Annotated in this window: 14 protein-coding genes; 5 read left to right on the forward strand and 9 right to left on the reverse strand. The window is 37.4% G+C overall.

The features are described 5' to 3' along the window. Window positions 1-53: 53 nt before the first annotated feature. Window positions 54-1,529 carry a methyl-accepting chemotaxis protein gene (locus tag MHB40_RS13445; protein ID WP_342532502.1) on the reverse strand — a complete coding sequence of 492 codons (1,476 nt, stop codon included), beginning with the start codon at window positions 1,527-1,529 and terminating at the stop codon, window positions 54-56. A gap of 137 nt (window positions 1,530-1,666) precedes the next feature. Here MHB40_RS13445 and MHB40_RS13450 point away from each other — a divergent pair, with 137 nt between their 5' ends. Beyond that, complete coding sequence (locus MHB40_RS13450) at window positions 1,667-2,629, forward strand: MBL fold metallo-hydrolase (RefSeq protein WP_342440680.1); 963 nt, start codon at window positions 1,667-1,669, stop codon at window positions 2,627-2,629. Between the two features lie 60 nt (window positions 2,630-2,689). Beyond that, the gene (locus MHB40_RS13455; protein WP_342532503.1) at window positions 2,690-3,085 is read left to right on the forward strand and encodes a hypothetical protein; all 396 of its coding nucleotides are present in this window, start codon (window positions 2,690-2,692) and stop codon (window positions 3,083-3,085) included. Here MHB40_RS13455 and MHB40_RS13460 read toward each other — a convergent pair. After that, complete coding sequence (locus MHB40_RS13460; RefSeq protein WP_342440682.1) at window positions 3,074-4,891, reverse strand: DNA ligase D; 1,818 nt, start codon at window positions 4,889-4,891, stop codon at window positions 3,074-3,076. The two genes, MHB40_RS13455 and MHB40_RS13460, sit on opposite strands and share 12 nt — an antisense overlap. A 106-nt stretch (window positions 4,892-4,997) precedes the next feature. Between MHB40_RS13460 and MHB40_RS13465 the strand changes: the two genes are divergently transcribed. Next, window positions 4,998-5,819: a Ku protein gene (locus MHB40_RS13465; RefSeq protein ID WP_342440683.1), complete on the forward strand. Its 822-nt coding sequence runs from the start codon at window positions 4,998-5,000 to the stop codon at window positions 5,817-5,819. A 30-nt stretch (window positions 5,820-5,849) separates the two neighbouring features. On the opposite strand, the gene MHB40_RS13470 is transcribed toward MHB40_RS13465, so the two are convergent. Beyond that, window positions 5,850-6,371 (reverse strand): AAA family ATPase, encoded by a 522-nt coding sequence (locus MHB40_RS13470; protein WP_342532504.1) that lies wholly within the window; start codon window positions 6,369-6,371, stop codon window positions 5,850-5,852. Window positions 6,372-6,503: 132 nt separating this feature from the next. Between MHB40_RS13470 and MHB40_RS13475 the strand changes: the two genes are divergently transcribed. Continuing rightward, a complete protein-coding gene (locus MHB40_RS13475) occupies window positions 6,504-7,511 on the forward strand; it encodes a serine hydrolase domain-containing protein (RefSeq protein WP_342532506.1) in 1,008 nt (335 codons plus the stop codon). A gap of 14 nt (window positions 7,512-7,525) precedes the next feature. Here the strand turns inward: MHB40_RS13475 and MHB40_RS13480 are convergent, their stop codons facing one another. Together MHB40_RS13480 and MHB40_RS13485 are read right to left on the reverse strand one after the other, a co-directional pair. Beyond that, window positions 7,526-8,056: a dihydrofolate reductase family protein gene (locus MHB40_RS13480; RefSeq protein ID WP_342534781.1), complete on the reverse strand. Its 531-nt coding sequence runs from the start codon at window positions 8,054-8,056 to the stop codon at window positions 7,526-7,528. Between the two features lie 442 nt (window positions 8,057-8,498). Continuing rightward, window positions 8,499-9,353, reverse strand: a complete 855-nt coding sequence (locus tag MHB40_RS13485) for a malate synthase (RefSeq protein ID WP_342532507.1) — start codon at window positions 9,351-9,353, stop codon at window positions 8,499-8,501. A 467-nt stretch (window positions 9,354-9,820) separates the two neighbouring features. Between MHB40_RS13485 and MHB40_RS13490 the strand changes: the two genes are divergently transcribed. Continuing rightward, window positions 9,821-10,066, forward strand: coding sequence for a hypothetical protein (locus MHB40_RS13490; RefSeq protein ID WP_342440690.1), 246 nt, complete (start codon window positions 9,821-9,823; stop codon window positions 10,064-10,066). A gap of 43 nt (window positions 10,067-10,109) precedes the next feature. On the opposite strand, the gene MHB40_RS13495 is transcribed toward MHB40_RS13490, so the two are convergent. From MHB40_RS13495 to MHB40_RS13510, 4 genes are all read right to left on the reverse strand, one after another. Then, window positions 10,110-10,502 (reverse strand): RidA family protein, encoded by a 393-nt coding sequence (locus MHB40_RS13495; protein ID WP_342532508.1) that lies wholly within the window; start codon window positions 10,500-10,502, stop codon window positions 10,110-10,112. Window positions 10,503-11,195: 693 nt separating this feature from the next. Then, on the reverse strand, window positions 11,196-11,921 hold the full coding sequence (locus MHB40_RS13500) for a metallophosphoesterase family protein (RefSeq protein ID WP_342532509.1): 726 nt from the start codon (window positions 11,919-11,921) through the stop codon (window positions 11,196-11,198). 112 nt (window positions 11,922-12,033) lie between these two features. After that, window positions 12,034-13,239: an EAL-associated domain-containing protein gene (locus tag MHB40_RS13505; RefSeq protein WP_342534782.1), complete on the reverse strand. Its 1,206-nt coding sequence runs from the start codon at window positions 13,237-13,239 to the stop codon at window positions 12,034-12,036. Window positions 13,240-13,694: 455 nt separating this feature from the next. Continuing rightward, a complete protein-coding gene (locus MHB40_RS13510; protein WP_342532510.1) occupies window positions 13,695-14,798 on the reverse strand; it encodes a hypothetical protein in 1,104 nt (367 codons plus the stop codon). Window positions 14,799-14,803: the final 5 nt, after the last annotated feature.

Genomic DNA, 14,803 nt, shown 5'->3' on the forward strand with positions numbered 1-14,803 from the left:
TTAATCCTATTCTTATTTTACCCTACCATTTATTTCAATATCAATGGTTCTATTTATACCTTTGCCATTACTAATGACTTTAACGTATTGCTTAAAGCCTGAATATGGTTCGTCGTATCTGTCATGCTTACTAGAAGCTGATTTTCGTCCTCCACTGAATGTAGAATATCACCAGTAGAAGCTGCATTTTGCTCAGTCATGTGATTCAGTTTTTCAATTTGCATTTGGATCACCTCAAATTGTGAGATGGCACTGCTTAATTCATGCATTCCCCTCGTTAAATCTGTATTCGTTTCTGAAAAAGAATCTTTTAAACTATTAAAGAAATGACTGACATCCTGTAAAAGCTGTTCTCCATGCTGTAGCGCCTTTTCACCGTCATCAGAACGTTGATGAGCCTCTGTTGATTTTTCAAACAAAGTTTTCGTCACATTAGTAATGCTGACTGTAATAGCGGCACTTTCCTCAGCTAGCTTACGCACCTCATCTGCTACAATGGCAAATCCTTTACCATGTTCCCCTGCTCTAGCCGCTTCTATCGCCGCATTTAATGCCAATAAATTGGTTTGTTCTGCAATATGAGTAATTCCCTTTAATAGGCTATCCACCGTTTGCAGGCTGTGTTGCAGCTCGTTGACAGTTTCCGCAGTAGAGCTCATCGCATGACTCATGACGCTCATTTGAGTCATTGCATCCTGCATTTTATCCCATCCTGCCAATACTTCTGTTTGTAGCTCCGTAGATTTTGCGACCGTATCCTTCGAAATCGTCAATGTTTTATTGACGAAATGTACAGAGTCGCCCATTGTGCCATGAATCATTTGTAAACTGGATGCCTCCTGCTGAATACTTGCAGAAATATCCTCTGTGGCTACTAAAATTTGCTTACTAGAGCCAGAAATCCTTTGCATTGTTTGTTGGAATTGCGTGACATGCTTGTCCAATGCCTGACTGCTCTTTTCGATTTCTTGAAATGTATTTTGTAGTTGATTGAAGGATGCTTGCACTTCATTTTGCTGGATTTCTGCATGTTGAATCAGTTCATTCCCCCATTTTGCCAGCAAATAAAAGGCAATAATGACCCCATTCAAAATCGCCAGAAGTGTCACAAAGACAATGGTGTCATCAAATGGCCCCAACAATGATGACGAGTTGACCATATATAAAATGAAAAAACTAAGGTTTGTTAAAATGCCAAAGAAGACGATCAATTCCTTTTTAAAATACAGTGCAATAATGGCCACTGTGCATAGTAAAATATAATGTTTATTTAACGAAAAGCTATCAAGCAAAAATAAGGTAAATACAACACTTGATGGAATGAGGCCAAAAATAAAGCCTTTGACATACGTTTTTATAGGTAAAAAATAATTACACACCGCCAAGGCAATGACAGCTAGCCCAATAAATAAAAAATGTATGCCCTTCGATAGAATCATAGGTCCGCATATTAAAATGGCCAAAATTGAAATAATAGCCAAATTTACACGATGGACTTTTCGTGTATCATAACGAATTTTATTCTCCATTACTTCCCCCCTAAAAAATGAATAGACATTCAGTTTAATTTTCTATTATTATATAGTATAACTACTACTTTTTGTAGCTAAATATTGCATTTATAAGCATAAGTTACTTATTTTTGAAATAAAAGGGGGAAATTGAATTGACCAGCGTCCAACAAATCGCACCAAATTTCTACTGTATTGATACACATGATTTAGGTCGAGAGCAGCGAACAAGCTCCTATCTATTAATTGATGAAAAGATAGCCTTAATCGAAACTTCGGCCAGTCCATCCGTACCTTATATTATGGAAGGGTTACAGGAATTAAATATTGCATTAGAGGATATAGACTATGTCATCGTGACACATATCCATTTAGATCATGCAGGCGGAGCAGGGTTATTTTTGCAAAGCTGCCCTAATGCTAAATTAGTGGTTCATCCACGAGGTGCAGCCCATATGATTGACCCAAGTCGTCTTATCTTCAGTGCAAAAAGTGTTTATGGTGCTGAATTTGACAAACTCTTTGATCCGATTGTACCCATTGACGCTGCGCGAATTATTGAAGTTAGTCATGAACAACGTCTTCAATTAGGACAACATCATTTAACGTTTTATCATACGGAAGGCCATGCTAAACATCATGTTTCAATACTTTATTCCGCTACAAATGGTTTATTTGTAGGAGATACGACAGGTGTTCGCTACCCTGAAATGGATGGGGAAGCGATCGATTTAATCATTCCGTCGACCTCTCCAAATCAGTACAATCCTGAAACCATGGAACAATCCCTGCAATTGTATGAAAAGCTACAAGCAAATGAGTTATATTTCGGTCACTATGGTGCCTATCAAAATCCAGCAGAAGCCTATCGTCAGGTGCGCTATTGGACACCGCTCTTTTTAGAAGAAGGTAGAAAAGCACAAGCAGCATCAAGTCAATTCCAGGAACAAATTCACTACTTAGATGCTCGCTTAAAGGAACTTTTATTCAGCTATTTACAGGAAAATGGTATTCCGTCCCATCATCCTGTCTATCAAACCATTCCATTTGATACCATTGTGTCAGCAATGGGGATACTGGATTACTTAGAAAAAGTAAATGCTCAGGTTCCACACTAATAGGAAAAAGAGGTGTCTCCAATGACTTTGGGGACACCTCTTTTTTAGAAGCGCTTTTTTTTGGGTAAATCCGCTCTTTTTTCTGTTCGAGGCGCTCCTTTTTCAGGTAAACCCGCTCACTTTTCTGTTCGAGGCGCTCTTTTTTCAGGTAAACCCACTCTCTTCTCTTTTCAAAGCGCTCCTTTTTCAGGTAAGCCCGCTCGCTTCTCTTTTCAAGGCGCTCCTTTTTCAGATAAACCTGCTCACTTTTCTGTTCGAGGCGCTCTTTTTTTAGGTAAACCCGCTCGCTTCTCTGTTCAAAGCGCTCCTTTTCAGATAAAACCCGCTCGCTTCTCTTTTCAAAGCGCTCCTTTTTCTGCTCGAGGCGCTCCTTTTCAGGTAAACCCGCTCGCTTCTCTGTTCAAAGTGCTCCAAACCTCATTTAGCACGGGGCATTCCCTTTCCTCATTCCTTTAATCGATCTAGAACAGCTTGAAAATCCTGTTGCTCCCCTACTTCACGGAACGATTGAAAGGGATTACTCATTTTTTTTATGCGTTCCATGACAAAAGGAATTGTAAAAAGCGCTGGTGTTAGGTTTTCATTGACCTCCTCCCACAGAAGCGGTGTTGCTACTAAGCCCAGTTCATTGCCACGAGTGGAATAAGGAGCAATAATGGTTTTGCCCTCTGCATGCTGCACATAATCTAAATACAATTTTTCATGACGATTCTTTTTTAAACGCTCAATTGTATATAAATTCGGCTTTTGCTCACATAAAAAGCGACAAACAAATTCTGTAAATACACGAACCTCTTCATAGGTAAACGAATTTGATGGCAAAGGAATATAAAGCTGTAGGCCTTTTCCACCAGATGTTTTAACAAAGGATTGTAGCTGAAAATAATCAATAATGTTCTTTAAATCAAGTGCTCCTGAAACGGCTAATGAAAAATCTTGTGCTGAGGGAGGATCTAAATCGAAAACAATCTCTGTCGGATACGGGGAATGTTGTGTTTGAAATGGAATGTGTAGCTCTAATGCCAGTTGATTTCCAAGCCACAATAATGTTTCCAAGTTATTACACACGATATAATCGATGTCATCCATCACTGCTGTTGCCACAAAATCAGGCATTTTTTCTGGTCGACTTTTTTGATAAAAGCTTTCACCCGGAACCCCATGCGGATAGCGTATTAGCGTTAGTGGGCGGTCCTTTAGAAAAGGCAATAAAGAGGGCGAGATATTTTGCAAATAGGACAAGTATTGATCCTTTATAATATCCATTTTTGGCCATACAGGTTTTTCTGGATGTGTGATAGAAACTGATTCAGGGATAGGATACAGTTGACGCTGCATGTGCTGCCAATGACAATCCTCAGGTAACAACTCTAATCGAAAGGCATGAAATCTAGGTTCCCGAAGCTTACTACCATCAAAATCAATACAGGCAATATCAACACAAATAGAAGGCTCAAGTTCCCATAGCTCCTTTTTACGTTTTCCATTCGTCTGAAAGAATTTGATAAGTGTTTGATGTTCTTCCTCTGTCATACCATGCTTAAACGTAACGACTTCTCGTAATTGATTCTCCTCAAAAACTGCACCATGAAAATAGCTATTGCTATGGTCGTATTGCGTGACAATAACTGTGACATAACGCCAATTTTTAATTTTTAACCAATGATTTGAACGTATGTTTTCCAGCCATTTACTTGTTTTTTTCTTGGCAACGATGCCCTCCCCATTGTAAAGCTTGATGGACTGCCATAAGCTCTCGTGCTCCTCACTGCCATGTACAACTTGGACAGGCGTTGGATTCTCATAGTCAACGATTGGCCATTTGAACTTCGCAGCAAGCTTGACCAATTGCTCTTTCCGCGTCTTTAAATAGCGGTTATGGAGGGATTCTCCTTTAAGCGTTAAAACATCAAATGCTAGATAGCGAAAAGGAAATGAGTTAGCATGTTGCTGAATCACATCTTGATTTTGCATTCTCCCCCTTTTTTGAACAACGGCAAAATCACTTTTGTAATGATTGCGTAAATAAACTAATTCCCCATCCAAGGTTAGGGGTAAAAATGTTTGAATGGACGCATGTATTTGCTGACAAAAAGCCAAAATTTCAGGAAACAAGTGATTTAAATTTCGCCCATTTCTACTAATGAGCTGCGGCTCTTCATCCCAAACGAATAAACAGCGAAAGCCATCATACTTCGTTTCAAATAGCCATTCATCTCCACTAGGAATATCGTTTGTTTCCATTAAAAGCATTGGTTTCATTCCACAATACCTTCTTTGCTTTTTATCTTCAGTGTTTGAAGATTTCATTTTAAGATACATAAAAAACCTCAAAATACATCATAGTAAGAAAAACGAGGTGACAACAATGCATACAGTGTGGAAAGGCAGTATTTCCTTTGGGTTGGTCAATATCCCTGTGAAACTACATGCTGCTACTGAAAATAAAGATGTCAAATTGCGTCAGCTTCACAAAGACTGTCATACGCCCATTAGCTACAAAAAAGTTTGTGAGGGCTGTAACCAAGAGGTAAAAGATGAAGATATCGTGAAGGCGTATGAATATGCCAAAAATAAATTTGTTGTGTTGGACCAAGAGGATTTAGAAAACTTGCGTAAGGAAAATGAAGATAAGGCTGTGGAAATTATTGATTTTGTGCAATTAACTGAAATCGATCCGATTTATTTTGAGCGTACCTATTTCTTATCGCCCGATTCGACCGGTGCCAAAGCCTATTCATTGTTACGTAAAACATTAGAACAATCAGGAAAAATTGGCATTGCTAAAATCATTATCCGTTCAAAAGAGCAGCTTGCCATCGTACGTGTTTATCAAAATGCCCTCGTGATGGAAACCATTCACTATCCAGATGAAGTTAGAAGTATTGGCGATGTACCAAATATTCCAAGTGAACAGGATGTTGTGCAAAAGGAGCTTGATACTGCACTCATGTTAGTGGAGCAACTAACAACTACATTCAACCCTGAAAAATATACAGACGATTACCGCAATGCTTTATTAGAACTAATTGAAGAAAAGAAAGCTACAAATACGATAGCTACAAGTGATAAACAACGCCCAATCCCTGAAAATGTCACCGATTTAATGACAGCGCTACAGGCTTCCTTAGAAAAAACGAAAAAGCCAGCTACAAGAAAACGGACAACACGAACAAAGAAAAATGCCTAAAAAAAGCGTATCCTTATTTCGGGATACGCTTTAAAATTGTTGAAGGAAGTTATTCAAATCCTTTTTATGCTGAATCACTAAAATTTTATTTAACAGATCACTTTGTTGTTTAAAAAATCTAGGTTTCCCCTTCTGCTCAAAGCGTTTATTCCAACGAAACATTTTAAAGAAGATTGAAAAAGTTGGCTGATAATGAGCTTTTTCGATGCCCATTTTTTGTTTCATAAATCTTTTTATAATACGAAAGATCCGAACTTTGTAAGGCGTATCGAGAAAGAGAATGCAATCAGCTTGTTGGAAGCTATCAACAACCCACTCCTCCTGATGTATCCCTTCGATAATCCAACTGTTCGTTTGGAGAATGCTTTGTAAGTGCTCCTTTTTTTCTTCATCTGTTCTTAGAATATCTCCTGGTTCCTTTCGAATCCATGCCACATTATCAAGCTCATAATAAGGAATCTGAAAGGTTTTAGATAATTCCCTCGCCAATGTTGTTTTCCCACTACCAACAGACCCAATGATATGTATTCTTTGTGGAAACTCTTTTGTCATCGAATCCCTCCATTACATATACCTTTGTAGAAATAATTCCTTTATTATACAATAAATTTCAGCTTAAAAATTTCAAGAACATAAGTTCCCACTTATGGTATGATGAAGGAAAAACTAGGAGACTCTTTATTTATGACAATACACGAGCAAATGCTGCAACAACAAATAGCAGGTCTCAGCCTTGCCTATATAGAGGATGGAGAGCTTCAGAAAACAGAATGCTTTGGGCTGTTAGAGGTCGGAAAAACTACCAGCATCAATACAGAAACCATCTTCAATGCCTGTTCAATCAGTAAACTACTAACAAGCATTTTAGTGCTGAAGCTGGTCAAACAAGAACTAGTAGATTTAGATGAGGATATTAATCAAAAACTTACGTCCTGGAAGATACCAGATAATAACTATACTAGGGCAAAAAAAGTAACATTACGACATTTGTTATGTCATCAGGCAGGTATTATAGACCCTAAAGGCAGCTTTCCTCCCTTACTTTCATTGACGAAAATGCCTTCGATGGGCGATATATTACACGGTAAAACACCTTATTGTCCCACGCCTATCGAAAGTACCATTGAACCTGGGCATGAATTTCATTACTCCGATGCAGGCTTTTGCATCGTTCAATTACTGATTGAGAACACCACAGGCTCAATGTTTCCTAAACTCGTGAAAGACCTTATTTTTCGACCACTAGCCATGACAAACAGCTTTTTTTCTTCCGAAGTTCCAACTGCTAATACAGCAAGTGGTCATCATAAAGATGGCACCTTAACAGCCCAAAGACACCCAATCTACCCATACGATGCAGCTTGTGGATTATGGACCACACCATCAGATTTAGTCAAATTATTACTAGAGGTAATGCAGGCATTGAAAGGAAAAGGTACACTTGGATTATCTTCAATCCATGAGCTAATTCGTCCTCAGGGCTGTAAGGAATGGATGGGCCTTGGTGTATTTCTTGATGGTACTGGCAAGCAGCTTGAAATATCCTCCCTTGGCTGGGGTGTTGGCTACCAATGTATGCTCGTGGCCTACCCTCATTTAGAAAAAGGCTTTGTTGCCATGTCTAACACCGATACAGGCGTCCATCAAATGCAAGGTCTCTTAGGCGATATCTATCGTTCCTTTGTCAACTAAAAAAGAGGCTCGATTTAAGCCTCTTTCCTCACCTGATAATGCATCTGTACCATTTGACCATATCGCTTTGTCTCCAGTAGCCTTAAATTTTCGAACGGACGTGGAGATGTAAACAAAGGTATTCCCGAGCCCAGTAAATGTGGTGTGATGGTAATAATCCATTCATCAATTAGTTGCTCCTGTAAAAAGGCATCTAGTATAACTGCTCCTCCAACCATCCAAATTTTTGCACCTTTTTGCTCTTTTAATCGTTTAGTAAATGTGACCACATCTTCTTGGACAAATGTCACATGCTCATTTTCCCCAGTTTGAGCTGTTGTGAACACATAGCATTTTTTATCAGGATAGGGGAACGTATCACTGTGCTCTAGAATATAATCATAAGTTCGTTTTCCCATAATGACGGTATCAATGCTTTGATACATATCAGCGTAGCCGTTATCTCCTTCTCCCTCAGTTTCTTCCAGCCACTGCAAATCATCATTTTCCTTAGCAATAAATCCATCTAAAGGAATGGCTGTGGCGTATGGGTACCTATTGGACAGTTCCTCCCCTAAGACAAAGTAATAAAGATTCTTTATAGTCAATGATAAATACCTATCAGCATAGCGTTAAACGTCATATATTGGTAATGTACCCTACTCGCTTTCCATCTTTGCTCATATCTTCAGCAAGAAACACATCCCCATTTAATTTGGTCACTTTTTGCATACAGAAGATTACGGTCAGAAATATGCAGAAGTGACTAATTTAAAAACAGCGTTAATCCAATATTGACGCTGTTTCTTTTATTTCTATAAAAAAACATTTGATAAACAGACAAGTCACTGGATTTTAAAATCCAGTGACTTGTCTTCATTACAGTTATTTTTCTATATAGCTGTTCATTGCCACTTTCGTTACACTCGAGTATGTCTCTTCTTCGTTAGATAGTTGGTTCATTATATAAGTGGGTGTTAGTCATTCTTATATCCGTAGCCCTAACGTCTAAATACGTGTTAATGCGCCATTCGGCTTTGGTAATTCTTGAACTGTTATCTGATTCATTTTACAAAAGTGTTTAAAGAATTGTTGCGCCAACTCTCGTTCTTTTGGGTCACTTTTCAACGAAATGATATCAAGTAAAATTTGAGCCATCCATAAATTTTCAAAGTAACGATATTTACCTGTCTTCCATGTCATTTTTTCGGGGAATTTTTCATTTATATAGTATTGCCAGAACAGCAGCTGATCTGATTCCTGTTCTGTCAGTTGAATTCTGTATTTTGAATGAGCAGGAATATGTCCATCTTCACACAGCTTACCGACAAAATTTTCATTCACCATATAGACACCTAAGATACGTCTATCTTTTTCAGGCTTGCTGGATTCTCTTGCCGTTAATAGAACAGCGCTATTCTGGTGCAGGCGGCTCGGCTTGTTTGGCTTTCCTTTGTTATTACCACTCTTTAATATGCCTGAAAAAACTTTCCACTCGGAAAAAGAACTATTCTGTTCTTCTGTGTCACACCAAAAAACCATTTGTGATGCGGGATGAAGTTTATGGTTATTCATAAGTTTTTCGTGTTCCAAGCGAAGTACTAGTTCTTTCCGTTGTAGTTTTTTTTCCTCTTCCTTCTTCCATTCTTCTTCTTGTCGTTCAATTTCTTTTTTTTGTATAATTTCCTCAAGTAACTTAGCATCACTTTTATCATGTATTTTTAGGTGGTTTCCAAATACATCAGGGAAAACAAACCTTTTATTTTCCGTTGCAAAATGGATTTCAATACTCGAATCATTTTGATTAACTATACTACCTATGCCAAAACGCTTGTGTGTAACTTTCTTATTAATTAGATTCATTAATCTAGTCCTCCTTATGGAATAAAAACTAAGTTACTATTAGATAGTAAATTTTTTTCAGTAACTTCCTTTAAAGCATACATAACGGTTTTGATTTTTTTCAGCTTATCAAAGGAAATTAAAAAAACGTATCCAAATTCTTTCTGCAAAATAGGACATCGGAATTCGAAATACATTTATAAAAAATTATCGTAAGACTATTATAACATTTTTTAATAAAATTACAAATTTATTATTGACAACGCATTTTACCATGAGTTAAAATAAAATATTTATTCTCTACTGGGTCTAAAAATAGCTGTAAAATAAAGTCCTTCAACTTCTGGAAAACGCCTCAAAAAATCCAACTTTCCGTTGTTGCAAACATAAGTGACCTTTTTATACGAGGTATGCCAAAAAGAATCTTCACCTGCTACTTATCCTAAGCATAGAATGCAAATAATACCCTTTTTTATAGGGAGGATTGTATGAAGAATAATAAAGGCAATCGGAATAGTGATGGAATGGAATCCGTGAGTCAAGCAGCTAAGCTCGCAGTGATTGCAGGAGCCATTACAACACTTGGTGACGCATTAGCGACCATTGCGGCTGGTCTTGCTTTAGAGGATGAGTTAAAGGAAAATGAAAGCAATAGCAATGATATTAATAAACTGCAAAAGCAAATTGACGAATTGAATTATGAAATGAAGCAATTAAAAAGGATGTTACGTTAATACAAAAAACGACAATACCACTTGGATATTGTCGTTTTTTAGGTTATTTAGCAGCCCAAAGATCCATCTCTATTTTTATATCTGGTAGCCCTAATGCTGATACATAAGCAATAGTCATAGAAGGATAGGAATCACCAAACATGGCTACCCATTGCTGATAGAAGTGATGCCAATCAATCTCCTCTGTGGCCCAAATGTTAGCCTTTACCACATGTGAAGCATCCAATTCCTCAGCTGTTAAAATCATTTCAATATTTTTAAATGTATTAGTAATTTGCTCTATCAATCCTGCCGGCAATTGATCATCTTGACCAATTCCTATTTGTCCAGAAAATGCATACATTGAAGCATCTTTCGGAATGATTGTGACATGGCTATACTTTCCAACAGGGCTAGGTACCTGCATTGGATTTTTACGTATGACTTTTGATTTCATATTCGATTCTCCTTTAGGTCGTATTTTTCTAAAAAAGGGCAGACTTATCCCTTACTTATCGATTTTAGAAAAAAACAGCTGTGGAGAACCCTATACCCATGCTTAAAAAACGAATAGATCTTTTTTTCATGTGAATTCTCCTCCTTGTACCTAAAGTTATTTACACTTTACCATTTTTATCCTAGGCAATCAATGAACCTAGAGACTATTTTTGAGTTTCAATAATTATTTCTCAGGCAATTAACTATTCAACCATAACAAACACAACATATATATAGTAATGTAAAGCTAAATTAGCCTTACACCTCCGAAATTGTTACTAGGGTCACTCCATCCCAAGTGTCCCTTTGCATAAAACTAGGTACCCCACTTTGGAGTACCTAGTTTTTTTGGTTAGTATGCGTGTTCATTGATAGTATATCAGGGTAATATGAACAGTTTCTGAACAATATGGTAGGTGATGAATATTAGCTTGAATTAAATTAATGTCCTTTCTCACCATCACCAAGCTCGATTTCTTACATAGAGCATAATAAAAGTCCTCTACGTTTGCAGAAGGCATGTGATCTTATTAAATTGCTCTCTCTTTTAACTGATTATGCAATTTAAATGTCTGTGTGCTCAAAATCATAAGGTAGCAGTTCGATTGTTAGTTGAAGAAGACCTTGTTAGAACGATGGCTACCAAACAATTTTACATTCTACCTGTTTGCAAAGCTTTTCCCCAATCTCTCCTTCCATTTTTTTCACTTTGTAAGATAGCTGCATCTCGATTGTATGGAATAAGGATTTGTTCTATCATCCAATCGTCTTCTTTTTTAGTTACAATTGTATAATTCGCATAGGGAGAGCCAGACTCCATTTTATGATAGGTTGGTAATTCGTCTTCATATGCTGGCAATCCAACGCTACCCGGATTTATAACGATTTTATCATTAGGTAAATAGACAACTCTGGGTATGTGAGTATGGGCACAAAAAATATTGTTCTGCGAAATTCCATTAACCAACTTCAAAATATCTTCTGTTTTCTTAAGTGTACAACCATTTGGACTGATTTCCTCTAACAAATAACTTTCATCACTAGTGGGCGTACCATGACAAAAATAAAAATCTTCCGTTTGTAAAGAGAATGGCAAATCAGCTATCCATTCCTTCTGTTCCTCTTCCAATAGATCTTGAACATATTGTACCGTTGGATTATCTGTCTTGTTATCTAATAAGATTCGATCGCAATTCCCCCTAATATTTCGAATGTCCTCTTTTACTAATAATTCATAAGTTTCGATAGGAAATAAAGGTCCATATAAGCTATCACCTAGATTATATATATCCTTAATACCACGATTTTTAATATCAAGTAGTACTGCTTGTAACGCATCTATATTTCCATGAATGTCTGATATAATAGCCGTCTTCATTACAAAGAGCCCTCCTTTATTCTTTACATCTACCTGTCCGACATCGTTATCACTGAATTTAAAAAGTGGGGTACACTCATTGAATGTACCCCACAATCCTTGATATATAAACTTACCTAAAGATTTTATGCTCATAAAGATAGTCATAGGAAAGGTCAACAAACAAATATTCATGCTCGTTGATGGCGATGGAGAATGTTCTTGTAATTTCTCCTGTCTCAATATCCCGATACAATTCAGAGATTTCCCCACTTTGATCGTTGCGCATTTTGATAATCGTTTGGAGGAAATAAGGACGCCAGCTCCAATTTTTATTGATGGCACGTGGCTGTAGCTCCCAATTACCGTCAATTCGCATAACGTTTGGTGTTAACTGGAACCCATCCTCATTACAAATATAGAGTCGGAAGGAGTAGTTATCTAATAGTTCAGCTAGATACTCTAAATGGGAGACATTGTCGCTCGTTGGTTTCACACGATGAACAATCGCCTCTAATTCCTCTCTTAATTTTTTCAACTGCAAATATTGTGCCTCCAGCATTTTCTTTTCGGAAGTAATAAATTGCTGGCATTCTTTTTTAAAACGTTCCTTTAATATATCCTTATCAACAAAGGTCATTGCTGGATTTGCTAGGTATGGTCCTTGATAAAATCTCCCCCCATTTTTCCAAGCAAATTGTAGCTGATAAACCGTTTCGATATCTTCAAATAAAAGATTCGCTCCAATTTTATAAGCTAGGCTACCAATGGCGGAAATCATGTCCGATTGAGCAGACCAAGAATCATAATTTAAATCACGTGTATTGACCTTTAAGATATGGGGTGCCAATAACGCAATATGCTCTAAATGACTTTCGGCTCCTACTTCTTGAACGGCAATTTTCACTCCAAACGTCGTAAAATAGCGGAGGGCGTGATGTAGTTTGTTAATATCCCCGATAAAACGATGCTCTGATACGACAAGTACGATGCGCTGTAAATCTTTTTCATCTATATATTGTTGAATAATATTAAAATGACTTTCACCAAAATCTTGCATCAATAAATTTGGATTGCTTGGAATATAAATATCAATTTCTGGTGCAATTTCATCAATTTTAGCTAATGCCGCATGTAAAATTTTATGTTCCATATCAATTCGATATTCTTCTGGAATATCTTCATTGTTGACAAAATCCTTTAAATTAATTTGCTGACCTTGAATTTGTAGATATCCGGAAATTTCGTAGGCAATCACCGTATGCGCATCTGCACTAAATATCGGTTGATAATACCCATGTATTTGATCTAAATTCGTTAACACTTCAATTGCGTCCATCATCGAAACCTCCAATATGAATAACATTTTCATTGTTATTCAAAAATAACATTACATTCATCATGATTAACTAAAAAAATGCTCTCTGACTGTATAATAAGTTGTTTAAAGTAAAATCGCAACTTCACTTCTCATAATTTATGGCAAATCTGTCCTAAATTTTAACGTTCAACTATTTGATTTTTATCAATGCTAACGACTTTCCTGCATAGTAGGTTGCTTCTTACGCCATCTTGTTACTTTACTTAATTTTCATGTCTGTCAAGGCTGTTCTCTTATTTTGTTTCTCACTTTAATTTATGCAACATGGCACAAAGACAGCCGTGATAATAGATGATCATTATCCTATCCAAGCCAAATAATTCAGTCATTTGCCCAGTATTTAAGGACAATTTTATGAAAAAACAGTATCCCAATAGGACAACACGAGGCTCCTACTGGCATACTGTTTATTATTATTCAGACATAAAGAAATACCAAATCAGTGCGATTACTGCTACTGATAAAATAATAGCTATCGTTACGCGAAGCGGCGAAATAGGAGCATTTCCGCCAACTCGACCCGTTTGTCCATTCACCATAAAGCGGTAAATCTTCTCCTTATAGCGGAAAGAAGATAACCAAATCGGTAACATTAAATATTTGTATGTAATATCATCATGGTTTGTGGAAAAACGCAGATTGGATACTACATCGGCACTATTTTCCCAACGAATTTTGGACGTGATCTGTGCATGGAGGTGATCATGGATTTCACTTTTTGCTTGGCTCCAGCCATCCTGCAAGCCAACACTGTAACGCTCTGATAAAAATCCAGCTACATATTGTGGTTTATAGGCCTTATTATTAAGGAGATTAAATGGTTCGATTTTTCGCATCATGTCCCGATCATAGCGTGTCGTGGCACTTACTAAATGATCGTCAATAAATTCCTGATAAAAACCACTTGTTGAATACCAATCTGTTTCTGTATGCGTTTTACCGTCTTTATCCGTAACTGTTCGATGACGTCCATATCTTGCGGAGTATCTGGAGCTTGTTTTTGAGTCAAACGTCCAATACGGGAGATATACCCCTTTAAAGGCATCAGGCTTTGCACTTATTTTGGCAGCCTTTGGTGTAAACCATCTGCCTTTAATCCATTTCTGAAAATGTTCCCCTGCCTGCTTATCCGTTACTTCAAAAGCACATACGCCATTGGGTGCTAGCGTATTCTCAGCACTAGCCTCCATGACCTGATTCGAACCGCAGTAAGGACAACTGTCAGCAACCTGCAGGGCATCATAAATCGTCTCGGCTGCACAAGCTTTACAAATGACCGTCTTTTTCTCTACGCCCCAATTGAAATTCCCACGTTCTTCTACTTTTAAGAAGTCCATTTCCTGGGCAACTTTTTCCTCTTCTTGCTCAGGTGTTGCAATTTCAGACTCAAATCCACAATACGGACAAGTCAGCTTACCTGTGGCCGGATTAAACTCAATCGATGCACCACAGGAAGGACATTCAGCATCAAAGTCAAGCTTTACTTGTTTGACATTTTCAACTTCTTGCGTTGACATAGGCC

The sequence above is a fragment of the Lysinibacillus sp. FSL K6-0057 genome (assembly GCF_038630885.1).
GTDB classification, from domain to species: Bacteria; Bacillota; Bacilli; order Bacillales_A; family Planococcaceae; genus Lysinibacillus; species Lysinibacillus fusiformis_F.